Raw genomic sequence first — 20,651 nt, 5'->3', positions numbered from 1 at the left:
TGGAAGGCGCGTCACGAAGCCGTGCTCGCCGCCGGCGGCTTGCACATCGTCGGCACGGAACGTCACGAATCACGTCGTATCGACAACCAGCTGCGCGGCCGTTCCGGCCGTCAGGGCGACGCGGGTTCGAGCCGTTTCTATATTTCGCTCGAAGACAACATGATTCGCATCTTCGGCGATCCCGAACGCGTCAAGCGCTGGCTGCAGACCGCCGGCATGAAGGAAGGCGAAGTGATCGAGAGCCGCATGCTCTCGAAGCAAATCGAGCGCGCCCAGCGCAAGGTCGAAGCGCACAACTTCGATGCTCGTAAGAACCTGCTCGAATACGACGACGTCGCCAACGATCAGCGTAAAGTCATCTACGCCCAGCGCACCGATCTCATGGCCGCCGAGGAAGTGGGCGACGCCATCGCGGGCATCCGTCACGAAGTGGTCAATGCTTTGATCGACCGTTTCGTCACGCCGGGCAGCCTGGAAGAGCAGTGGGACATCGAGGGCTTGAAGCAGGCCGTCGAGAAGGACTTCGCCGTCACTGTCGATCCGAAGGCGTGGCTCGAGCAAGACACCAACCTGGTCGAGGAAGGGCTGCGCAAGCGCGTGCTCGACGTGATCGACAAGGCGTACGAGGCCAAGGTGGAGATGTACGGCGCGCCGGTCGTTCGTCACATCGAAAAGGCCGTCATGCTCCAGCAGCTGGACCAGCACTGGCGCGAACACCTCGCCGCCATGGACTATCTGCGCCAGGGCATCCACCTGCGCAGCTACGCGCAGAAGAATCCCAAGCAGGAATACAAGCGCGAGGCCTTCGAGCTGTTCACCGCCATGCTCGATCGCATCAAGCACGACACCGTCTCCATGTTGTCCCGCATGCAGCTGCGCACGCAGGCCGACATCGACCGTGAAGAGGAAGAGCGCCAGGCTCGCCTCGCTCGCGCCATGCAGTTCCAACATGCCGCCCCCGAGCAACTCACTGCTCCGACGCAGCCTGCGGAAGAGCCGCAGGCCCTCGCCGCTGCCTCGGGTGAGCCGGTCCATCAATTCGTCCGCGATACCAAGAAGGTCGGCCGCAACGAGCCCTGCCCGTGCGGGTCGGGGAAGAAGTTCAAGCATTGCCATGGAGCGCTGGCCGGGCAGGGGTGAGAGGCGTTTCTCACCCGCCGCACGCGGGATACGGAGTGACTGATGGAACTGGATCTTCCCGCGGAGCTTACGCAAGCACTGGAACGTGAGGCCGCGGACGCGGGGCGGACGCTGCACGCTCATATCGTCAGCAAGCTGGAGGGAATAACGCCGCCCCTCGAAATGATCGATGCGAAAGCTCTGAAGCGCGGCCTGACGAAACTCACTGCGTTCTTGAATCGCATCCCCACCGTGAAGGTCATGTCGTCCGAAGTGACCAAGGATGCGTACTGGTGGGTGAAGCTCAGCATCGATCTCGATCACCGCCTGGCATGGTCGGTGGTGCAGGAGTTGGGCTACGTGCTCAACTACCTGTCGGTTTCAGAACGGCTGCCCACGGTATTCATGCCCGTTTCGCCGCCGGTCTATCTCAACGGCGGTCCACGCGAGTTTCTGGCGTGGGTCATCGAATCGAAGTTCAATTACATCGACCCGGCCGACATCGCCGAGGCCCTCGAAGGCCGACTGCCGCAGCCAGTGGACGATCAATCGCAATGGCGCAGCGACCAGGACGTCTGAAGGCGCATCCCAGCCGAGAGATAGCAGCCATGTCGCGGCGCTGAAGCATGCCGTTCACACCATTTCATCTGGGGCCCGGCGCCATCGTCAAAGCAGCGGCGGGTCGGCATTTCAGCTTTATGGTGTACGGCGGCACGCAGGTGCTGATGGATATCGAGCCATTGATCGGCATCATCCAGCAGAAGCCGATTCTTCAAGGATATACGCACACGATTCTGGGGGCGCTCGTGATCGGCACGGTCGCGGGGCTGATCGGCAGGCCCATCGCCGCCGGCAATCCGTTGCTCGGCGCAGTTTCATTTGGGTCTCTTCACATCGCTTGCGTCGTCACCGGCGCCCTTGGGGCGCTAGTAGTCGCCGCGAGATTCAAATCACAGGGGCGGGCTTGATCTTGCAATGAATACTTGGCTTAGGGCAGTTGTCGTTCTTTTCGGTGCGGTCACCGTGGGTTGCGGCGGCGACGCGCTTTCCTCCCCCGGATACTCCGTTGCAGATCAGCCGACTATGCGGCGTGTTCTTGTAACAGATGCGGGAATGCACGGTCTGTGGAGTCCGGAGGCATTCCGTAACGTCGGAGAGCACAACTGGGAAGCGCATTTCATCGAGAACGCCTCGATCGAGGCGCACATCAAAAAGGGTGAATTTGTTCCTATCTACGTCCACTCCGACGGCGCGCCCGTGATCGACGTGAGAGTGGGCTCGAAGGAGTCTTCCGCCGGCTTGTCGGAGCAGGAAAAGGGCTGGCTCAAAGCCGCGTCGGATCCTTATCTGTTCATATCGAACGGCGTCGCCAACGTCAGTGGCATCGAATACATCGGCGGGCAACTCACCGGAGCCGTCGCCTGCATCCGCGTGCCCCCGGGCCGTTGGCAGGTGGTCGTGCACTTGCTGAGCTGGCCGGAGAGTTCCTATAACAAAGAGACGCGCTATCCCCCGGACTTCATCGTCACGCTCAATCCGGAAACTGCCGGAGTCTCGTACCGACAAGTGACAGAGACATTCGCCGAAGAAGTATGGTGAACTTCTACATGCGTTTCTTCCTGGCCGCGATCACGAGTCTGGCGGCGGGATGCGCCAACCTGTCGGGCAGACCCGTCCCACTGGCGAGTGGCGACTACCCGTTCGTTCACAAATACGCGGAGCACCCGGACATGCCTAGCATCGAATTGACGGCGCAGATCCGCGGCCACCATATCCGGCTCATCAATTATTCCCAATCAGCCGTGTTTCCAATTGGCGTGATAGACGAAGGGGATCTGCTTTGGCATGCCAGTTCGGAGCAGTGGATCATTGGCGAAACTGCGGCGGATGCTTCGGCTAGCGAGGTGGGCGGTTGTTCGGACGGACCTACCGTGGTTGACCTCGAGCGGCGTATCTATTGGACGTGTTGAGCCGAACGTAAAGGGAATCATCCTGCCGGATGGACGGTTCGGGGCATCCCGAGGCTGAACCGGGCTAAGATGCTCATAACTGGCCGCTGAGTCGGGCTTGGAACATCGGGGTGGAAGGAATGAGCTACACCATCGGGCCGAGCGAAGTTGTCGATTATCCCGCCGAGAGGCTGCGGGACTTTTACTCTTACGGCTTCGAGTACATAGATAACCGATTGTTCTGCGTTTCCGCGGAAAGGTTGTTGGGGACGCGGGCAGCGCAGGAATACGTTGCAATCGCCAAGGAGCGATTCACGGAGTTGGGTTGGGCCGGGGATGGCGAGATCGAGTTGTTGTGGCTGCCGTCGTTTGTGTTTCCGTCGTCGTCGGACGTGCCGCCGACCGGGGTCGTGCTGTGGCACGTCAAGCAAAGCGATGATGGAATCTCCTATTTGCTGTCTCCGGTAGAGCTTCCATTCGAAGCTTTCTAGCTGCAGGCCCAGCACATGGTCGTATATCTGTATCGCTCACGGAGAACGGAATGTCTGATCTTGTTGCGTACGTGCGGAAGAATCACATCGAAGTGATGAACTTGAAGGATGGCGCCACCGCCGCCGGCTCAGCCGCTTTCACCACGACACGGCTGCTCGTGGGCGACTTCAAGCCAGCCGAAGAATTGCTCGCAAAGCTCATCAAGGAAGTAAAATCGAGCGGCCTGTTCTCGGCCCAGCCGGCCCTGCTGATCCAGCCGTTGGAAATGACCGAAGGCGGCCTGTCATCGGTCGAAGAAAGAATTTTCCTCGAGCTCGGCGCGGGCGCCGGCGCTCGCCACGTCAAGTTGCACGTCGGCCCCAAGCTCGACCAGCAAGCCGCCATCGCACTCATCAAAGCGCGCGCGTAGCGAGCCGCGCGCATTCCTGCCATGAGGGATGATCCCTCAGGTTCTCATGGTGCGTAGCGCAGTCTAACGAGCGTATGTATGCATACACAGAGGGAAGGAACGAAGAATGGCAAAGCATCTGGTTTCTTTCAGCATCCCCGAGCGAGAGCTTGGACGCGCGGATGTGCAGTTCCTGGTCAAGCAGGATGAAACACTGCTAGGCACGCTGGCGGTGTCCAACGGCTCGCTAGTGTGGTTCCCTAAAGGAACGACCTACGGCTGCAAAATGGGTTGGTCGAAGTTCGACAGTGTCATGAAGGAATACGCTACCCGCTTCGAAAAGCGGTAAGTGGGAGAGGGAAGCGAGGATTTCGGAGCCGAAGCGAGAGGCGTATCGTGCCGAGGACTGACCGCGTACATGTGCACGGTCCTCGTTGCAAAGGAGAGAGCCATGAGTGAACTGCGGTATCCCAACGAAAGCAGGGAGTATCGTGAGGCGCGCGACTCCTTGCTCAAGGACGAACGAGAGCTGGTTGAAAAAGTGAAAGCCGTGGCGGCCAAGCGTCGCAAGTTGCCGCTCGGCGGGCAGTTGAAAGAAGACTATGTCTTCGAGTGGGCCAACGACGGCAAGGTGGGCCAGAAGGTGAAGTTCTCCGAGTTGTTCGGCGACAAGCCCTCGTTGCTGATTTACTCCTTCATGTTCGGCCCGAGCTGGGATCATCCCTGTCCGTCCTGCACCTCGCTGGTCGACGGATTCGACCGCGCCTGGTACTCGGTCACGCAAGATGCCGCATTTGTCGCGGTGGCCAAAGCGCCCGCGAAGCGCATCAACGAGTGGGCCAAACAACGCGGCTGGTCGCAGATCGCCTTGCTCTCCGGAGCAAACACCACCTATCAGGCCGATTACAAATGCCAGGCCGAGAACGACGACATGCAATTGCCGGTGATGCATGTCTTCACCAGGCGCGACGGCAAGATCCATCACTTCTGGGGCACGGAATCGATGGAGAATCACGTCGACACCGTGTGGGCCTACTGGAACCTTCTGGATTTCACTCCGGAGGGCCGGCCGGACCGCGATACGCCGCCCCAGACTTTCCGCTCCGAATTCCTGGAGAAGCATTATTTAGATTAGCCGTGAGCTCGTGATCTGCCAGCGGGGCAGGTGTAGACTTCGCCGCCTGCCCCTCAAAACTCAAACAACACATGATTCACGTCGTCGCTGGCGCCCTGTTCGATGAGCAAGGTCGGGTTCTGATCGCGCAGCGGCCGCCGGGCAAGCACATGGCGGGCGGCTGGGAATTCCCGGGAGGCAAGCTCGAGCCGGATGAGCAGCCGCTCGCGGGCCTGAAGCGCGAGCTACAAGAAGAGCTCGGGATCGAGGTGCTCGACGCAACGCCGCTGATTGCATACGAACACGGTTACACCGATCGTCGCGTGCTGCTCGACCTCTGGCTGGTGTCGCTATTCACCGGCCAGCCGCGCTCGCTCGAAGGGCAGCCGCTGCAGTGGGTGGCAATCGACGAGTTGGAGACAGTCGGACTCCTGGAAGCGGATCGCCCGATGATTCCAGCGCTGCGCGCCGCGCGGCGTTAATCAATGGTGATCGCGTCAGCGGTGGTGTTCGTTGTGCGGCTTACAATCCCTTCAATGGCGGCGATCTAAACGACGATGTCCTGAAACCCAAAGTATGCCGCGCCGAAGTAGGAAAGCGCCGCTACGTCGAGAGGGCTACAGCGCAGTTACTGCGTACGCTCACGCACGCGAACTTTTGGGAACAAATTTCGCATCTTCAAGCATGTGGATTTTGGGGCGGCCGAAGGTGTGTTCGTATGACAGATGGAATTGTGATTCATCAGCGCTTCGGGAACCCCATCCATGATGTTCAGATGGAGTCATCCCAGACTACGGTCTCAGGGAAAAGTTGATTTGGAGCGTCCTCCCGTGCTCAGTCTTTTTGTATCTTCGTTTTTTTTGGGTCTCATCTTCAATGCGACGCCCGGTGCCGTATTTGGAGAGAGTTTGAGGCGGGGCATGAAGGGCGGTTTCTACGATGCGCTGGCCGTACAGGTAGGATCCCTCGTAGGTGACATCACTTGGGCCGTCTTGGGGCTGATGGGAGTAGCCGCGCTATTCACCATGTCGTGGGTGAAGGTGCCGTTATCGCTCGCGGGGGTACTCTTACTTGCTTGGATGTCCTGGTCGGCACTCAAAGCAGCGTTCGGTCCGATGCCTGCACTGGAGCTTCAGGCCGATAAGCTTGACAGGTCCGCAATAGTGGCCGGTGCCGGCCTGTCGCTGTCGACACCGACCAACATAGTGTATTGGACGGCCATGGGAGGTGCGGTGTCTGCGCTCGGTGTGTCTGATTCGAACATGCGCGCATTCACCGTATTCCTGTCGGGATTCATGGCTTCCTCGGTTGTCTGGGCGCTGCTCTTTTCCGCCGTTGTCGCCTATGTACGCAATGCCAGCAGCGCAGCGGTATTTCGGAATCTCAATCTGGCCTGCGCCGCGGGCCTGGCGTTCTTCGCCGTAAAGATCGGCATCGAAATTTTCGTCTGAAGCGCTCAGGAACCGTCATCGAAAATTGACGTAACCTTATCCACAGCTTCTCGCTTGGCTTGGGTGAACTGCTGCCGGCGATGGTCGAGTCCGCTACGTCAAAAGCATGGAATAACAAAGACGCTCGTCCAAGCTGGGTTTCGGTCGGGCGACATTGAAGGCGTCGTTCGAGGCGTCATCAGAACTTCACATTCGTGCCGCAGCCTTTGCGGCGTGTCGCTCCTCAGAGAAATCGATCGCTGGTTCATTGACGAAGTGCTGCCGCACGAGGGGCGTTATCTCGCTTTGGCGCGGCGGCTCACGGGCAATCGTGACCAGGCCGCGGACCTGGTGCACGACGCCTATACGCGCCTGTTTCGGGACGAAGCCTGGCGGGCGATCGATCATCCGCCGGCTTATGTACTGCGCATGGTTCGCAACCTGGGCATCCAGCGACTGCGACGGACCAAGATCGTGAACTTCGCCTCCATCGCCAATCTCGACGAGCTGGAGCAGGCAGACGCCGGGCCGGATCCCTTCGATCGCATGGTTGCGCGTCATGAACTGCGCCGCTTGGTAAACGCTATTCGTGAGCTGCCCGCCCGGTGCCGCGACGTGATGATCCTGCGCCGCTTCGAAGAGCTGCCTCCGCGCGAAGTGGCGGAGCGACTCGGCCTGAGTCTGTCGACGATGGAGAAACGGCTGGCCCGCGCGTTGGTGCTGCTGACAAGGGCGCTCCAACAGGATCCGCCGTCGTCGATTCAAGATCCCGCCACATCTCAGCGGCAACTGAGCTGAAATATTTTTGGCCAGGCTTGGCGGTGGGTGGCGCTTCGAGCGTCTCACCTTCATGACCCGCGCCAACGATCGTCCAGGGGAATGAGCGAGCAGCCACCTGCAACCACGTCAGCCAGCCGACGCGAGACTCTGTTGGAGCAGGCGGCGCTGTGGCGCGCGCAGCTCGACTCCGGCACCGCCGACCTGACTGAGTTCGAGCGCTGGCGTGATGCCGATCCCGCGCACGCGATTGCGTTCGCCAGGATTGCCAGCACGTGGTCTTCGGTGGAGGACGTGGCCTGGCCAGGCGCGGAACTGTCGACAGCGATTGATCGAGGAACCATCATGCCGCGCGTGACGCTGAGCCGGCGTCGAGCACTGGCTTGGTTCACTGGAACGGTCACGCTGGGCGCGGCCGGTCTCATCACCCATCAATCGCTGGCCCGAGAAGCGGTCGAAACCAGCACCGGCGAGCGCCGCTCGCTCAACCTGCAACAATCCGTGCGGCTGGACATGAACACCGCCACCGCGATGTCGTGGCGTGCTTCTAGCAATGAAGTGAAGCTCTGGCTCGACCATGGTGAGATCGCCGTGCGAGTCGCTGCCACCGCGGCCTTATTGTTGATAGAGGCGAGCAACATCGAAGCGCGGCTCTCGGCCGGCGTTTACAACGCGCGCTTCGTCGACAACATCCTCGATCTCACTGTCGTGAAAGGGGCCGCACAACTGCGCGGCAAGAGAGTAATGGAGGTGACAACGGGTCATCGCCTGCTTGCGGCTGCCGGTACAACCACGGTGCAACCCGTGTCGGCGCAAAGCCTGGACGCCATCGAAGCCTGGCAGCGAGGCGAGATCGTTTTTCACGACACGCAGTTGTCGGTCGCGGTCGCCGAGTACAACCGTTATCTGCAGCGCAAGCTGATGATCCTGGATCCAGAAGTGGGACAGCTGCGCATCGGCGGCCGTTTCAACTCGGCCGACGCCAGCACCTTCCTGCGTGCGATCGAAGTCACGTTGCGTGTAACGTCCGTGCAATCAAACGGCGCCGTGGTGCTGGTTCGTAAAACATAAATCAAAAATATTCTCTGCCGCTTGGCGGTAGCGGGGCGCTTGCGCGTCTGGCTTCACGTACGGTGAGTGCGGCAGAGGAATGGCGAAGTGAAGTCGAGCATCTGGTTGTTGAGTGCGCACATCGCGTTGGCGCTGGGCGTGCCCGTTATATCGCATGCGGCGCAGACGGCGGTGGCGACGCGGGAACTGCAGTTCTCCATTCCGGCCCAGGAGCTCGGCCTCGCACTCAACACGTGGTCGAAACAGGCTGGCGTGCAGATCGCCTATCCCGCGCAGATCGTCGCAAACCGTCGTTCGCCGGCGGTCGAAGGGCGAATGAGCAGCCGAGAGGCATTGAATCGTTTGCTGGCGGGCAGCGGTCTCGAAATCGGTAGCGACGAGGGCGGCCTCATTTCTTTGCGCGAAGCCAGCGTAGGCGCTACTTCGGCGCGTCCGCGCGAACGCGCTCGTGTCGAAACATCTGCTGTCGCGCCGGTGGAAATCGAGGAGCTGATCGTCACAGCTCAGCGGCGCGAGCAGGCGGCGGTGGATGTGCCATTCGCATTGACAGCGTTCAGTGGCGACGCGTTGGAAACCCTGGGCGCGGTGACACTGCGTGATGTTTCACTCTATACGCCTGGACTGCTGGTCGAGGATCAATCTCCCAACAATCCGATTTTCGTCATGCGCGGTATCACCTCCTCGGGAGGCGATTCGTTCACGGAGCCGCGCGTCGCGGTGTTTCAGGACGGTGTGCCGATCTCCAAGTCGCGCGGTTCCTTCGTCGAGTTGTTCGATATCGAACGCGTGGAAGTATCCAAAGGACCGCAGTCGACGCTGTTCGGCCGTGGCGCGCTGATCGGCGGCATCAACGTCATTCAAAATCGCGCCACGCCGGAGCTCGCGGGCGCCGCAGCCGTCGAGGGCGGCAATCTGGGCTACGTGCTCGCGGATGGCATGTTGAATGTGCCGCTCAGCGATAGCGTCTCCTTTCGCGTCGCCGCCCGACATCGCGAGCGCGACGGCTATCAGGAGAACCTCGCGCCCGACGCGGAGGGCGATCTCAATTCGCTCGAGCTGAACGCTTATCGCGCCGTGATGAGCCTGCGCACTGGCGAGCGCTTGAGCGCCGATCTGATCGTGAACTATCAGGAGGAACGCACCGACGGCACCGGCTTCAAGTCGATGTACCTGAGCCCGACCGACCCGGTCACGGGGCAAGTGCTCGCCGGCACCGACACTGACGATGCCGTGTGGTTGTCTGTTCCAGAAGGGTTCGCGACCGGCAACGATCTCGGTGTGGATCAGCAATACGCCGGCGTCACCGCGTTGCTGGAATATGAGATCAACGACGCCATGACGCTCAACTCCATCAGCGGCTATCGCGACGTGGACTCCATCGAGGTGTACGACGCCGACGGCATTTCTCTACCGTTGTTCACGAACATGGAAGACAACGGCGGTCGCTTCTTCAATCAGGAGCTGCGGCTGAACTTCGACACGGGCGGGCCGGTGACCGGCATGCTCGGCTTGAACTATTACCGGGAACGGGCGCGATCCAAGGTGGACGTGCTCTTCGACGAACGCATGCTGCTCGCTCAAGTCACGGGCATGCTCAACGGCGGCCCGCTGTTGGGGCTGCCGGCGACGACGCCGGCGCCCGCGGCCTTGTTTGCTAACACGGCGTTCACCGGCGCACTCGTGCAGGGGCTCATTGCACAACAGACGCGTGGAAATATCCTGCTGAACGGATCTCAGGCGGCGGCGCTTGCCGCGCAGCTCGATCCGGCGCATGTCGAAACGAACAACAACACCGCGGACACGGATTCATACGATGTGTTCGCGGACATGACCTTCCGCCCACAGGAGCGCTGGGAAGTCAGCGCGGGCGTTCGCTACACGCGTGATGACAAAGTCACTCGTTGGGGCAGCTCGGTTGCAGGGCGCAGCGTGCTGGGTGGAATCGTCGGCGCATCAGGCCTCGCCGCGAGCGGCACTCCGGCCGGCATCGCCACGGCCCGCGCGCTGCTCAATGGGCTCACTGCTTTCGGCGCCGATCTGAGTGCGCCGTTGCCGTACTTCGGCATCAATGCGCAGCCGACGCCCGGCAACGGCTCGATCTTCACTCAGTCGCTGGACGACGATGGGTTCACCTGGCGACTCGCGAGCAGATATGAATTGGCCGATCAGTTGAATCTGTACGGCAGCTACGCGCGCGGACGCAGAGCAGCCGTGCTCTCTGCAGCGGCTCCGTCAGCGCCCGATGGAACGCCAGTGTTCGCAGTCGCGCCCGCCGAAACTGCGGACACCTACGAACTGGGATTGAAGTTCGAATCCAGCGAGCACGATGTACGCCTGGATACATCGCTTTATTACTACGAGTACGACAACTTCCAGACGCGCGAGTTGATCGGCTCGAGCTTCGTCACCACCAACGCCGGCGCGGCCGACGCATACGGTGCGGAGTTGCAAGGCATGTGGCGAGCGTTTGGATCTTTCGAGCTGTTTGCCAGCTACGCTTACAACCACACCCGCTTCAACCGAGGCGCCTACGAGGGTAATCGTTTCGCGCGCTCTCCCGATCACATGTTTTCGCTGGGCGCGATTCTGCGAATGCCGGCGCCGGCGGGCATGGTGGAATTCCGGCCCACGTACACGTGGCGTTCCAAAATTTTCTTTGCCGACGATAACGACCGGCGCGAGTTGCAATCCAACCAGATCGTTCCCGACCTGATCGTGGACGAGTTCCAGGATTCGTTCGGTTTGTTGAACCTTCGGCTGGGCTACGTGCCGGATCGCGGCAACTGGGATGTCGAGGCCTTCGTCAGCAATCTCACCGACGAGGTTTACAGAAAGGGCGCGGGCAGCGCTGGCGGCTCGATCGGCTTGCCCACCAACGTGCTCGGCGATCCTCGTTACTACGGCATCCGCTTTTCCATCCGGCGCTGATCATGATCAAAGTCTGGTTTGCTTCGTTCCTTGCAGTGTTGTCGTTGGTGGGGGTGCCCGCCATCGCGGCGTCGACCGATTCGCCTATTGTCATTGCGCATCGAGGCGCCAGTGGTTATCGGCCGGAGCACACGCGCGCTGCCTATTTGTTGGCCATCGAGCAGGGCGCGGATTACATCGAGCCGGACCTGGTCATGACCAAGGACGGGGTGCTGGTCGCTCGCCACGAGAACGAGATTGGCGTCTCGACCGATGTCGCCGACCATCCCGAGTTCGCCGCTCGTCGCACGACGCGAACCATCGAAGGTGAAACATTCACCGGTTGGTTTGCCGAGGATTTCACGCTTGCAGAGATCAAGTCACTGCGGGCGAGAGAGCGCTCTCCAGCGCGGCGGCCTGTGAGTGCGTCGTACGATGGCCGCGAGCAGATACTCACCTTCCAGGAAATCATCGACATCGTCCGTGCCGCGGGGCGGCCCGTCGGGCTCTACATCGAGCTGAAGAATCCGAACTATCACGCGAGCATCGGTCTGCCGATGGAGCGGAAGTTGGTGGAGGCGCTGGCGGCGAACGATCTGAATCGGCGCGACGCGCCGGTGTTCCTGCAGTCGTTCTGGCCGCAAGCTCTGCAGTCTCTGCGCCAGCTGTCGCCGGTCCGGTGCGTGTTCCTGATCAACAGCGTGTCGCCTCCTGCCGAAATTTTGAAGGCGAACGGCATTGCCGCCTGGTCGGATGTTTATTCGCCCGAGGGCATGCGCAAGATCGCAAGTTTTGCCGACGGCGTCGGCCCCGAGCTCGATCTACTGTTGCCGCGTGATCACGAGGGGCGCCTCACCGCGCCAACGAAGTTCGTCACCGACGCACATACCGCCGGTTTGGTAGTGCATCCATGGAGCGTCAGCGCCGAGAATCCGGCGCTGCCGACCGATCTACGCCGCGGCAACTCAAGTGCGTCCGGTTACCAAGCCAAGCTCGGCGACGCGGAAAAATATTTCCGCGCCCTGTTTGCTCTCGGCGTGGACGGAATCTTCACCGACTATCCCGACATTGCGGTCCGCGCGCGACGGCGGTGATCAGCTTTCCGGGGTGTTCAGTTCCCGGCTGAAGAACCGCACGACCATCTCGTAATAGTGACGGCCTTGCTGCGGCATCCGCACGAGGCCGTGTTTGCCGCCGGGGTAGGTCATCACGTCAAACGGCTTGTTCAGCGACTGCAGCTTCTGCATCAGCAGCGTGCTGTGAGTGAACAACACATTGTCATCGGCCATGCCGTGGACCAGCAGCAGCGAGCCGTGCAATGAATCCACGTAAGGAATGACGGCGCTGCTGCGATAGCCCTCGCCGTTGGCCTGCGGAGTGCTGAGATAACGCTCGGTGTAATGCGTGTCGTATAGCGCCCAGTCAGTCACTGGCGCGCCCGCTACGCCGGCGCGGAACGCCTTGGTGGTGGTGAGCGCCATGAGGGACATGTAGCCGCCGTAACTCCAGCCCATGATGCCAATACGATCGCCTGCGACGAACGGCAAGGACTTCAAATATTCCACGCCACGCAGCTGATCGTCGATCTCCACCTTGCCAGTGCGACCGGCGATAGCCGTTTCGAAGGCATTGCCGCGAAAGCCCGAGCCGCGATTATCGAGCGTGAGCACCACGAACCCGTTCTGAGCGAGCACCTGACGGAACAAGCCTTGCGCGGCCCTGGCGCCGCCCATCCAATCTTTGCGCACATATTGGAAATGCGGCCCGCCGTACACGTCGATGATGGCGGGATATTTCCTGCCGGGCTGAAGATTCGCGGGCTTCACCAGTCGGTAGTAGAGCTGCTGGCCATCAGTGGCAGGCACCGAGCCGAATTCCTCGGCGACATGATTGGAAACATACGGATGATAGGGGTGTGTGGCATCGAGCGGATTGCGCAGCAGCCAATGCTGGAGCGATCCGTCGAGGTTGCGAATGCTCGCTGAAGGCGGTTGCTCCGGCGATGAATGCACATCGAGATAGCCGCGCCCTGCCGGCAGCAGCTTCACATCGTGCCAGCCCTCCTCACGAGACACGCGTGTCACTTTGCTCGAAGCATCCTTCCCGTTCAGCGACGTCCAGTACAGGTGACGTTCCAGAGGAGAGTCCTTCGTGCCCAGGAAGTAGACGCGGCCTGCGGCCTCATCCACGCCGACCAGGCCGTTCTCGGAGCCGTCGCCGACCACCATCCACTCGCCGGCCGTCAACGGGCGCAGCAGATTGCCGTCCAGGTCGTACAAGTACAAATGTTTGTAACCGCTGCGGCGGGAGCTCCAGACGAACTGCGGCTTGGAGCTCAGAAACTTGAAATCGTCGTTGAGCTCGACCCAGTGCGGGCTGGTCTCGGTGAGCAGCACGCGCGAGCGGCCGTTGTCCGCGTCGACCTTGAGCAGTTCGAGTTTCTTCTGGTCGCGCGTCTGGCGCTGGACGGCGAGGGACTTCGAGTTCGGGAACCATTTGACGCGCGCCAGATAGCCGTCGCCCAGCCCGATGTCGAGGACCGTGACTTTCGAAGTCGCGAGCGTGACGACTTTCAACTCGACTTTGGTGTTGGCCGTGCCCGCGGCGGGATAGCGCTGACGAAACATGCGCGCACCATCCGCGTTGATCTCGAAACGTTCGACTTCCTGCACGGGCGAATCGTCGATGCGGGTGAACGCGATGTGCGAGTCGTCCGGCGACCACCAGTAGCCGGTGTCGCGTCCCATCTCTTCCTGCGCCACGAATTCCGCGACGCCGTTTTGCACGAGCCCCGTGCCGTCGGTGGTGATGGCGCGCTCCTCGCGCGTGCGCAAATCGATCACGAACAAATTCTGCTCGCGAATGAAACTGACATAGCGCCCGCCCGGCGAAAGCTTCGCGTCCGTTTCGTACGCCGGGCTGTTGGTGAGCCGGACCACCGGGTCGGACTTGGCGTCCAGATCGTACAGATACAAATCGCCGCCCAGCGGAATCAGCAGACGCTTGCCGTCGCTGGAGAATTCATATTCGACGATGCCGCGTAACGAGGCGGTGCGCTGGCGTTCCCGCCGCGCTTCCTCTTCGGCCGACAGATTTTCGTCGTCGCCGATCAGCTTGCGGGAATCGACCAGCAGGCGCGCCGAGCCGTCGCGGGTGTCGAAGCCCCACAGATCCAGTTGATCCTTGTTGTCCGCCTTGCCCTGCAGGTAGGTCACATAGCGGCCGTCGGGCGAGAACTTCGGCTCCCGCAGGCGGGGGCCGGACAGATCGGGATCGGCGAAGATACGCGCGACGGTCAGGGGTTCGGCGGACACGGGCTGGCCTGGTAAGCAAGTGGAAGTGGCTGTCGCAATCAGTGCGACGAGGGTCGTTGTATACCGCATGAGAGTTGCGCCGGAAAAGGAATCGCGACGTTACACTAAGCCCGAGCGAGAGATTCGAGAAAACCCCCAGAGAGACTTATGAAAAGGAAAGTCCTGCTGCTGCTTCCAGCCCTGCTGTTGCTAGGGTCCTGCGGCACCGAACCCGCCAGGCAAATGGCGTCCACGTCGAGCCCGCCCGCGACCGCGTCGAGCCCACCGGCGGCGTTCACCTATCCGACGACCAAACGCATCGAGCACTTCGACACGTATCACGGCACGCGTGTGGCCGATCCGTATCGCTGGCTTGAAAATGCCGACAGTGCCGACACCAAGAGCTGGATCCAGGCGCAGAACGAGCTGGCCCAGCCGTACCTGGAGGGCATTCCGGCGCGTGAGCGCATCAAGCAGCGGATGACGCAGCTGTGGAACTACGAGCGTTATGACATCCCCCTGAAGCGCGGCCAACGTTACTTCTATTTGCGCAACGACGGCCTGCAGAACCAGAGCGTGCTGTACGTCACCGAGCGGCTGGACGGCGAACCGCGCGTGCTGCTCGATCCGAACAAACTCAGCAAGGATGCGACCGTCGCCCTGGGCGAGTTCGTGCCGAGCCCCGATGGTCGGCTGATTGCATACAGCCTTTCCGACGGCGGCACCGACTGGCGCACCTGGCACTTCCGCGACGTCGAGACCGGCAAGGATCTGCCGGATGTGCTGCGCTTCGTGAAGTTCGTGCCAGTGGCGTGGACTGGCGATTCCAAGTCCGTTTACTACGCGCGCTTTCCCTTGAACGCCGACGGGCAGGGCGACGACACCAAGCAGCGCGAAGTGTTCTGGCACAAGCTCGGTACGGACGCTGGCAGCGACAAGCTCATCTTCAAAGTCACCGATCACCCGACGCGCAATCCATATGTGCAGATTTCGGATGACGGCCGTTACGCGGTGATCTGGCTGTACGACGGCTCGCAATCCACGGGCATCTACTATCGGAAGATCGCGACCGACGGCACGCCACAGGGCGAGACCGTCCGCCTGATCGACAGCTTCGATGCGAACTATCAATTCATCGCCGCCATCGACGATGTTTTCTATATCCGCAGCAACAAGGATGCGCCGAACGCGCAAGTGATCGCGATGCCGGTGGCGGGCGCTGCGAAGAGCAAGCGCGTGGTCGTGCCGGAAACGCCGTACTCGGCGGACGAGGTGAGCATCGTCGGCAACAAGATCATCGTGCAGTACCTGCAGGATGCCTATTCGCTGGTGCGGGTGTTCGACCTGAACGGCAAGGTCCAGTACGACGTGAAATTGCCCGGTCTCGGCACCGCGGTGGGCTTCACCGGCGACGTGAAAGACAACGAAACGTTCTTTGCCTACACCGATTTTCTGACGCCCATGAGCGTGTCGCGTCTGGAGCTGGCGAGCGGAGCGACCGAAGTATGGCGGGCTCCCAAGCTCGCCGCGGACACCAGCCAGTTCGTGGTCAAGCAGGTGTTCTATAAGAGCAAGGACGGCACCGCCGTGCCCATGTTCATCGCGCACAAGAAGGACCTGATTCTGGCCGGGCAGAATCCGGTGCAGCTGTACGGATACGGCGGCTTCAACATCGCGCAGCAGCCCTCGTTCAGCGTGCCGGTGCTGGTGTGGCTGGAAATGGGCGGCGTGTACGCGATGGCCAATCTACGCGGCGGCTCGGAGTATGGTGAGGCGTGGCACGAGGCCGGCACCAAGCTGCGCAAGCAGAACGTGTTCGACGATTTCATCGCCGCGGCCCAGTACTTGGTGGACGAGAAGTACACCTCGCCATCGAAGATCGCGATCCGGGGCCGTAGCAACGGCGGGCTGCTGGTCGGCGCTGTGCTGACCCAGCGTCCGGATTTATTCGGCGCGGCGCTGCCGGCCGTGGGTGTGCTGGACATGCTTCGCTATCACACGCCGAGCGCCAACGCCCGCCAGTGGTCCAGCGACTACGGTCTCAGCGAGAACGAAGCGGAGTTTCGTGCGCAGCTGGCGTACTCGCCGCTGCATAACGTGCAGAAGGTCTGTTATCCGCCGACGCTGGTGACCACGGCCGATCGCGACGATCGCGTCGTGCCCTGGCACAGCTACAAGTTCGCCGCCACGCTGCAGGCAGCGCAGAGCTGTCCCAACCCGGTGATGTTGCGAGTGGAGACTCGGGCCGGGCATGGCGCCGGCAAGCCGGTATGGATGCAGATCGAGGACTACGCCGATCAGTGGGCGTTCCTGGTCAAGTCGCTGCGCATGGAGCAGGTCGACCCGCTGCCGGGGCGGGCGAACGCGGGCTAACGCGGAGTTAACGAAATCGGGCGGGAGCGACGGCTAATCGTCGTCGCTCTCGCTGCCCCGCTTGGGGCCGTCCTCGGTCTCGATGACTTCGCCGGGAATGGCGTGTTTTTCGGCGGCCCAGGCGCCGAGATCGATGAGCTTGCAGCGCTCGCTACAGAAGGGGCGCCAGCGCGAGGCCTCCGTCCACTCCACGGGGCGGTCGCAGGTGGGGCATCGAACCACAGTCATGTCAGTCTCAAGTACAGACACTGATCTGGAAGTGCACGTCCTCTGTGGTTTGAACTGGCCGCGAATTCACATCGTTCCACGACAGGAAACGAATGCTGCAGCGGTGGTGGCTGCCGCTGATTTCGGGAAACAGCTGGGTCCCCGCAGGCAGTGCGAGGCGGAGCAGCTGACAGGGATTCTCGCGCTCGAATGCAATCTGGAACACGCCGCCGGTGGCGACTTCGGGGCGGGGCCGCGCCGCTTCGCGTGTCAGCCACAGCAATTCGGTCACGGCGTCGCACAGTGGCCGGATGGTGGCCATCCAGTCGCCGAACGCCTTGGAGCGCACCGCGAACGGCTGGTCCAGCCAATGGCGATAATCCGGCAGGTCGAACTCGCAGGTGCCGCCCGGGATGGTGCTGCGATGCTTGATGGCGTTCAGGAACTCCGAATCTCGCAGTCGCTGCATGAACAGCGCGCCCACTGAATTGAGCTCGGTGCGCAGCCGGCCGAGATTGTTGATCACCGCCTTGAGCCGGGAGCTGTCCACGCCGGCGCGGCTGGCGTAATCGTGCATCACCGTCATCTGGCGCTCGAGGTCCTTGAGCACTTCGCTGCGGATATCGCCGCGTGCGGTGATGGCCAGAATTTCCAGCAGCGCGCTCATCGCGGCGCGGGTCGACCACGGATCCTCGCGTTCTTCGTGGTACAGCGCTTGGTGATAAAGAAAGTCCAGTCGCAGAAAAGTACGCATCCGCTCATTGAGCGGCTGCTCATAGATGGGCCCTGCGGCGGCCTGGCGTGAACGATCGGACGGGGTCATCCTGTGATTGTGAAGCACTGGCCGGCTGTTGAAAAACCCTTTTTGATTCGTGGCGCATCGGCGGGCGGATGCGGTCATATGATTGCTGGCATGCTTTGCCAGTGAGCCCTTGGGAATCGCCGCAAGCTCAGGAGCGGATATGTTTACCGCGCTGCTGATTCTGGTGCTGTTGGTGCTGGCCGCGTCGCTCGGCAGCTGGTTATTCAACCAGTGGTTGAGCGAGCAGCGCCGCGCTTCCGCGCTGTCGCTCGGCATCGGCGGCATGGGCCTGGTGCTGCTGCTCGGCGCGAGCGCCGTGGCGATCGTCTCCACTTCCGCCACTTGGCAAGCCTGGATACCGGGCTTTGAGCGCGCCCTGCCGGACAGCAGCACGAAGGGTGCACCGGTCGCCGTCGCCGACCTCGGCACGGCCGACCAGTGGCCGGCGACGACATGCATCAAGCCGCTGCGTGTAACCAGCACCGTCCCGCGTCGCTGGTTCCTGGATAACGAATGCGAGCGACCCATCGTTGTCATGCTCGCCTGGTGTGACGCCGCCCGCTCGGAATGCACCGCCGGCGCCCGAGACGCCCGCTGGCAATACGAAGCAGCCGGTCTGGTCCTGACCAGCGCGCTTGCCCGGCCCACGCCGCGTCGCATGCCGGAGCACGAAGCGCCCATCACCGGCACGTATGCGCTGGCGGAGCCGCAGGAGGGCGCGCTCAGAATTCGTTATCTGGCTTGTTATCTGGCCGAGCCTGCCATTGCAGCCATTACACACGACACGATGAGCAGCGAAGAATTTCAGAGCACGCTGCGCGCCGATGCTTGTTACTCACGTGTTGCCTCGGCCTCGCAAGCCGCCGCGCGCAGCGGGCAGCCTCCGGTGGTGTCCTTCCACTAACGTCGCTCTCTGGCGACGGACAAAAAATTTTTAATTGGAAGCATCTACGTATTTTGCTTCCATAGCACGCCCGGATACCTTCCCGCGTTTGAGTCGCGGGATGGCGGCTTTTTTTACGGAGTTTGATTGATGCGACGATGGGTTTTCGCGGCCTTGGTGGCCGCCGCCGCGCCAGCGCATGCGGACTGGACTGGCAAGGGAGAGGCAGGCCTTGTGTTTGCCAGTGGCAACACCGACACGGAGACGGCCAACGCCAAGCTGCAGCTCACGCATGAGTCGGATAGCTGGAAGAACACCTTAGGCGGGGCCGCGCTGTATGCCTCCGACGAGGAGGGCAAGACGGCCAATCGCTGGGAGGTGTTCGGGCAGACGGACTGGAAGTTCACGCAGAGAAACTTCCTGTTCGGCGCCGGCCGCTACGAAGAGGACGAGTTCAGCGGTTTCGAGTACCAGGCCACGGCCTCGTACGGTATCGGTCGCCGCTTCTTCGATACCCCGACCACCAAAATGATCGGCACGCTCGGCGCTGGTTACAAGTTCTTCGAAACGCGCGATTCGTTCGATGAGGAGACCGGCGTGCTGATCGAAGAGGGCGACAGCGATAGTGAAGTGGTGTTTCGAGGCACGCTCGATCTGGATCACCAGTTCACGGCCACGACCAATCTGATCAACAAGTTCATCGTCGAGTCGGGCGCGGACAATACGTTCGTGCAGAACGATCTGTCGTTGCAGGTGAAGATGACGGATGTGCTGGCGTTGGCGCTGGGGTATTCGGTTCGTTACAACAGCAATCCGCCGGCGGAGTTCGAGGAGACGGACACGTTGACCACGATCAATCTGGTCTACGACATCAAGTAAGAGGCTCATGCCTCCTGCCTTCGGCAGGGGCATCGCCCAAGAGTTGTTTTTATGTTGCCCCCTGCGGGGGCAACGGCGCGGTCGGAAAGGGATGTGCCTTCGGCAGAGGCGCGCTGTTCCAGAGGAATGTTGCCTCAGTACCCGGGGGCGCTGTTCCGGAGGAGGTTGCCCCCTGCGGGGCTACGGGGTTCTGGAGGAATGTTGCCGCCGTGCGGAGGCGGGTGCGGTTCCGGAACAGGTTGCCTCATGCTCGAGGCAACCGTTCGTGCGGGGAGCGCCGATTTCAGCGATGCGGTTTACTTCGCGGCGACGTCGATTAGTTCGCGGGCGACGCGGAGCATGTCGGGGTAGTCCTTGCCCTGGGCGCGGTACTTGCCGGCGACGGTGATGGTGGGGACGCCCTGGATCTTGTAGTCGCGTGACAGCTGTTCCGCGCGCAGCGCCTTCTGTGTGACTTCGGGCGAGTTGAACTGGGTGCGGAATTTGTTCGCGTCGACGCCGTTCTGGGCGGCCCAGGCGGCGAGCGAGTCGATATCGAACAACGGCTGGCGCTGCTCGTGGATGGCATTGAACAGCTGGTCGTCGAGGCGCTTCAGATCTCCCGTCGCTTCCAGCGTGTAATAGGCGCGCACCAGCTGGCCCCACTCGCGGCGGCCGAACGACACCGGTACTTTAATCAGCACCGCATTCGCCGGCAGCTGCGTCTTCCATTCATTCAGCAGCGGCTGCAAGTGAAAGCAGTGCGGACAGCCATAGGAGAAGAACTCGATGACTTCGACCTTTTCCTGGGTGGTCTGCGGCTGCGGTGGCGAGATCAGGGTGTAGTCGGTGCCCTGAACCGGCGCCGCCTGAGCAGACAAACCAGGGGCCGACAGACCCGCTGCCGAAACAAACAGCGCGAACAGAATCCGAGCCGCGGAAGTCACAGTTCTTCTCTCCGTGTGTTGCCGATGTAACTAAGCCGACC

At 61.6% G+C, this 20,651-nt stretch carries 22 protein-coding genes; 18 read left to right on the top strand and 4 right to left on the bottom strand.

The genetic code is table 11. From position 1 onward, the window contains the following. The 15 genes from VGD45_RS09755 to VGD45_RS09680 all read left to right on the top strand — a co-directional run. Positions 1 to 1,140 (top strand): SEC-C metal-binding domain-containing protein (locus tag VGD45_RS09755; RefSeq protein WP_349263241.1); only part of this gene is annotated, 1,140 nt, incomplete at its 5' end. A 42-nt stretch (positions 1,141 to 1,182) separates the two neighbouring features. Continuing rightward, positions 1,183 to 1,698 (top strand): hypothetical protein, encoded by a 516-nt coding sequence (locus VGD45_RS09745; RefSeq protein ID WP_331155101.1) that lies wholly within the window; start codon positions 1,183 to 1,185, stop codon positions 1,696 to 1,698. Positions 1,699 to 1,745: 47 nt separating this feature from the next. After that, positions 1,746 to 2,087: a hypothetical protein gene (locus tag VGD45_RS09740; RefSeq protein ID WP_331155100.1), complete on the top strand. Its 342-nt coding sequence runs from the start codon at positions 1,746 to 1,748 to the stop codon at positions 2,085 to 2,087. A 145-nt stretch (positions 2,088 to 2,232) separates the two neighbouring features. After that, the gene (locus VGD45_RS09735; protein ID WP_331155099.1) at positions 2,233 to 2,718 is read left to right on the top strand and encodes a hypothetical protein; all 486 of its coding nucleotides are present in this window, start codon (positions 2,233 to 2,235) and stop codon (positions 2,716 to 2,718) included. Continuing rightward, on the top strand, positions 2,712 to 3,089 hold the full coding sequence (locus VGD45_RS09730) for a hypothetical protein (protein ID WP_331155098.1): 378 nt from the start codon (positions 2,712 to 2,714) through the stop codon (positions 3,087 to 3,089). Before VGD45_RS09735 ends, VGD45_RS09730 begins: the two co-directional genes overlap by 7 nt. A gap of 119 nt (positions 3,090 to 3,208) precedes the next feature. Next, positions 3,209 to 3,559, top strand: a complete 351-nt coding sequence (locus VGD45_RS09725) for a hypothetical protein (RefSeq protein ID WP_331155097.1) — start codon at positions 3,209 to 3,211, stop codon at positions 3,557 to 3,559. Positions 3,560 to 3,609: 50 nt separating this feature from the next. Then, positions 3,610 to 3,969 (top strand): hypothetical protein, encoded by a 360-nt coding sequence (locus VGD45_RS09720; RefSeq protein ID WP_331155096.1) that lies wholly within the window; start codon positions 3,610 to 3,612, stop codon positions 3,967 to 3,969. A 106-nt stretch (positions 3,970 to 4,075) separates the two neighbouring features. After that, positions 4,076 to 4,297 carry a hypothetical protein gene (locus VGD45_RS09715; protein WP_331155095.1) on the top strand — a complete coding sequence of 74 codons (222 nt, stop codon included), beginning with the start codon at positions 4,076 to 4,078 and terminating at the stop codon, positions 4,295 to 4,297. 102 nt (positions 4,298 to 4,399) lie between these two features. Next, positions 4,400 to 5,083 carry a DUF899 family protein gene (locus tag VGD45_RS09710; protein WP_331155094.1) on the top strand — a complete coding sequence of 228 codons (684 nt, stop codon included), beginning with the start codon at positions 4,400 to 4,402 and terminating at the stop codon, positions 5,081 to 5,083. Between the two features lie 71 nt (positions 5,084 to 5,154). Continuing rightward, the gene (locus VGD45_RS09705; protein WP_331155093.1) at positions 5,155 to 5,544 is read left to right on the top strand and encodes a (deoxy)nucleoside triphosphate pyrophosphohydrolase; all 390 of its coding nucleotides are present in this window, start codon (positions 5,155 to 5,157) and stop codon (positions 5,542 to 5,544) included. A 348-nt stretch (positions 5,545 to 5,892) separates the two neighbouring features. Further along, positions 5,893 to 6,513 (top strand): LysE family transporter, encoded by a 621-nt coding sequence (locus VGD45_RS09700; RefSeq protein ID WP_331155092.1) that lies wholly within the window; start codon positions 5,893 to 5,895, stop codon positions 6,511 to 6,513. Between the two features lie 213 nt (positions 6,514 to 6,726). Further along, on the top strand, positions 6,727 to 7,290 hold the full coding sequence (locus tag VGD45_RS09695) for an RNA polymerase sigma factor (RefSeq protein WP_331155091.1): 564 nt from the start codon (positions 6,727 to 6,729) through the stop codon (positions 7,288 to 7,290). Between the two features lie 81 nt (positions 7,291 to 7,371). Then, positions 7,372 to 8,340, top strand: coding sequence for a FecR family protein (locus VGD45_RS09690; RefSeq protein WP_331155090.1), 969 nt, complete (start codon positions 7,372 to 7,374; stop codon positions 8,338 to 8,340). Between the two features lie 87 nt (positions 8,341 to 8,427). Then, the gene (locus VGD45_RS09685) at positions 8,428 to 11,268 is read left to right on the top strand and encodes a TonB-dependent receptor (protein WP_331155089.1); all 2,841 of its coding nucleotides are present in this window, start codon (positions 8,428 to 8,430) and stop codon (positions 11,266 to 11,268) included. A gap of 2 nt (positions 11,269 to 11,270) precedes the next feature. Beyond that, positions 11,271 to 12,341, top strand: coding sequence for a glycerophosphodiester phosphodiesterase (locus VGD45_RS09680; RefSeq protein WP_331155088.1), 1,071 nt, complete (start codon positions 11,271 to 11,273; stop codon positions 12,339 to 12,341). Here the strand turns inward: VGD45_RS09680 and VGD45_RS09675 are convergent, their stop codons facing one another. Continuing rightward, on the bottom strand, positions 12,342 to 14,630 hold the full coding sequence (locus VGD45_RS09675; RefSeq protein ID WP_414717568.1) for a S9 family peptidase: 2,289 nt from the start codon (positions 14,628 to 14,630) through the stop codon (positions 12,342 to 12,344). A 78-nt stretch (positions 14,631 to 14,708) separates the two neighbouring features. Here VGD45_RS09675 and VGD45_RS09670 point away from each other — a divergent pair, with 78 nt between their 5' ends. Then, positions 14,709 to 16,913 (top strand): prolyl oligopeptidase family serine peptidase, encoded by a 2,205-nt coding sequence (locus tag VGD45_RS09670; RefSeq protein WP_331155086.1) that lies wholly within the window; start codon positions 14,709 to 14,711, stop codon positions 16,911 to 16,913. Between the two features lie 33 nt (positions 16,914 to 16,946). Here VGD45_RS09670 and yacG read toward each other — a convergent pair whose 3' ends face one another. Further along, positions 16,947 to 17,141 carry a DNA gyrase inhibitor YacG gene (yacG, locus tag VGD45_RS09665; RefSeq protein WP_331155085.1) on the bottom strand — a complete coding sequence of 65 codons (195 nt, stop codon included), beginning with the start codon at positions 17,139 to 17,141 and terminating at the stop codon, positions 16,947 to 16,949. A gap of 7 nt (positions 17,142 to 17,148) precedes the next feature. After that, positions 17,149 to 17,943 carry a cell division protein ZapD gene (zapD, locus tag VGD45_RS09660; protein WP_331155084.1) on the bottom strand — a complete coding sequence of 265 codons (795 nt, stop codon included), beginning with the start codon at positions 17,941 to 17,943 and terminating at the stop codon, positions 17,149 to 17,151. Positions 17,944 to 18,082: 139 nt separating this feature from the next. On the opposite strand from zapD, the gene VGD45_RS09655 reads away from it, so the two are divergent. Together VGD45_RS09655 and VGD45_RS09650 are read left to right on the top strand one after the other, a co-directional pair. Then, positions 18,083 to 18,826 (top strand): hypothetical protein, encoded by a 744-nt coding sequence (locus tag VGD45_RS09655; RefSeq protein ID WP_331155083.1) that lies wholly within the window; start codon positions 18,083 to 18,085, stop codon positions 18,824 to 18,826. A gap of 129 nt (positions 18,827 to 18,955) precedes the next feature. Further along, on the top strand, positions 18,956 to 19,684 hold the full coding sequence (locus VGD45_RS09650; protein ID WP_331155082.1) for a DUF481 domain-containing protein: 729 nt from the start codon (positions 18,956 to 18,958) through the stop codon (positions 19,682 to 19,684). 296 nt (positions 19,685 to 19,980) lie between these two features. Here the strand turns inward: VGD45_RS09650 and VGD45_RS09645 are convergent, their stop codons facing one another. Continuing rightward, positions 19,981 to 20,610, bottom strand: a complete 630-nt coding sequence (locus VGD45_RS09645; protein ID WP_331155081.1) for a thiol:disulfide interchange protein DsbA/DsbL — start codon at positions 20,608 to 20,610, stop codon at positions 19,981 to 19,983. Positions 20,611 to 20,651 lie beyond the last annotated feature (41 nt).

This window comes from Steroidobacter sp. (assembly GCF_036402275.1).
GTDB lineage: Bacteria > Pseudomonadota > Gammaproteobacteria > Steroidobacterales > Steroidobacteraceae > Steroidobacter.
Note: the sequence above shows the minus strand (reverse complement) of the source record. Positions and strands in the feature narration are given on the sequence as shown.

Coding starts and splice junctions, on each gene's coding strand:
- VGD45_RS09690 (WP_331155090.1), top strand. CDS start 7,372: ATGAGCGAGCAGCCACCTGCAACCACGTCAGCCAGCCGACGCGAGACT.
- yacG (WP_331155085.1), bottom strand. CDS start 17,141: ATGACTGTGGTTCGATGCCCCACCTGCGACCGCCCCGTGGAGTGGACG.
- VGD45_RS09675 (WP_414717568.1), bottom strand. CDS start 14,630: ATGCGGTATACAACGACCCTCGTCGCACTGATTGCGACAGCCACTTCC.
- VGD45_RS09705 (WP_331155093.1), top strand. CDS start 5,155: ATGATTCACGTCGTCGCTGGCGCCCTGTTCGATGAGCAAGGTCGGGTT.
- VGD45_RS09650 (WP_331155082.1), top strand. CDS start 18,956: ATGCGACGATGGGTTTTCGCGGCCTTGGTGGCCGCCGCCGCGCCAGCG.
- VGD45_RS09680 (WP_331155088.1), top strand. CDS start 11,271: ATGATCAAAGTCTGGTTTGCTTCGTTCCTTGCAGTGTTGTCGTTGGTG.
- VGD45_RS09720 (WP_331155096.1), top strand. CDS start 3,610: ATGTCTGATCTTGTTGCGTACGTGCGGAAGAATCACATCGAAGTGATG.
- VGD45_RS09715 (WP_331155095.1), top strand. CDS start 4,076: ATGGCAAAGCATCTGGTTTCTTTCAGCATCCCCGAGCGAGAGCTTGGA.
- VGD45_RS09745 (WP_331155101.1), top strand. CDS start 1,183: ATGGAACTGGATCTTCCCGCGGAGCTTACGCAAGCACTGGAACGTGAG.
- VGD45_RS09710 (WP_331155094.1), top strand. CDS start 4,400: ATGAGTGAACTGCGGTATCCCAACGAAAGCAGGGAGTATCGTGAGGCG.
- VGD45_RS09670 (WP_331155086.1), top strand. CDS start 14,709: ATGAAAAGGAAAGTCCTGCTGCTGCTTCCAGCCCTGCTGTTGCTAGGG.
- VGD45_RS09655 (WP_331155083.1), top strand. CDS start 18,083: ATGTTTACCGCGCTGCTGATTCTGGTGCTGTTGGTGCTGGCCGCGTCG.
- VGD45_RS09730 (WP_331155098.1), top strand. CDS start 2,712: ATGGTGAACTTCTACATGCGTTTCTTCCTGGCCGCGATCACGAGTCTG.
- zapD (WP_331155084.1), bottom strand. CDS start 17,943: ATGACCCCGTCCGATCGTTCACGCCAGGCCGCCGCAGGGCCCATCTAT.
- VGD45_RS09740 (WP_331155100.1), top strand. CDS start 1,746: ATGCCGTTCACACCATTTCATCTGGGGCCCGGCGCCATCGTCAAAGCA.
- VGD45_RS09725 (WP_331155097.1), top strand. CDS start 3,209: ATGAGCTACACCATCGGGCCGAGCGAAGTTGTCGATTATCCCGCCGAG.
- VGD45_RS09735 (WP_331155099.1), top strand. CDS start 2,233: ATGCACGGTCTGTGGAGTCCGGAGGCATTCCGTAACGTCGGAGAGCAC.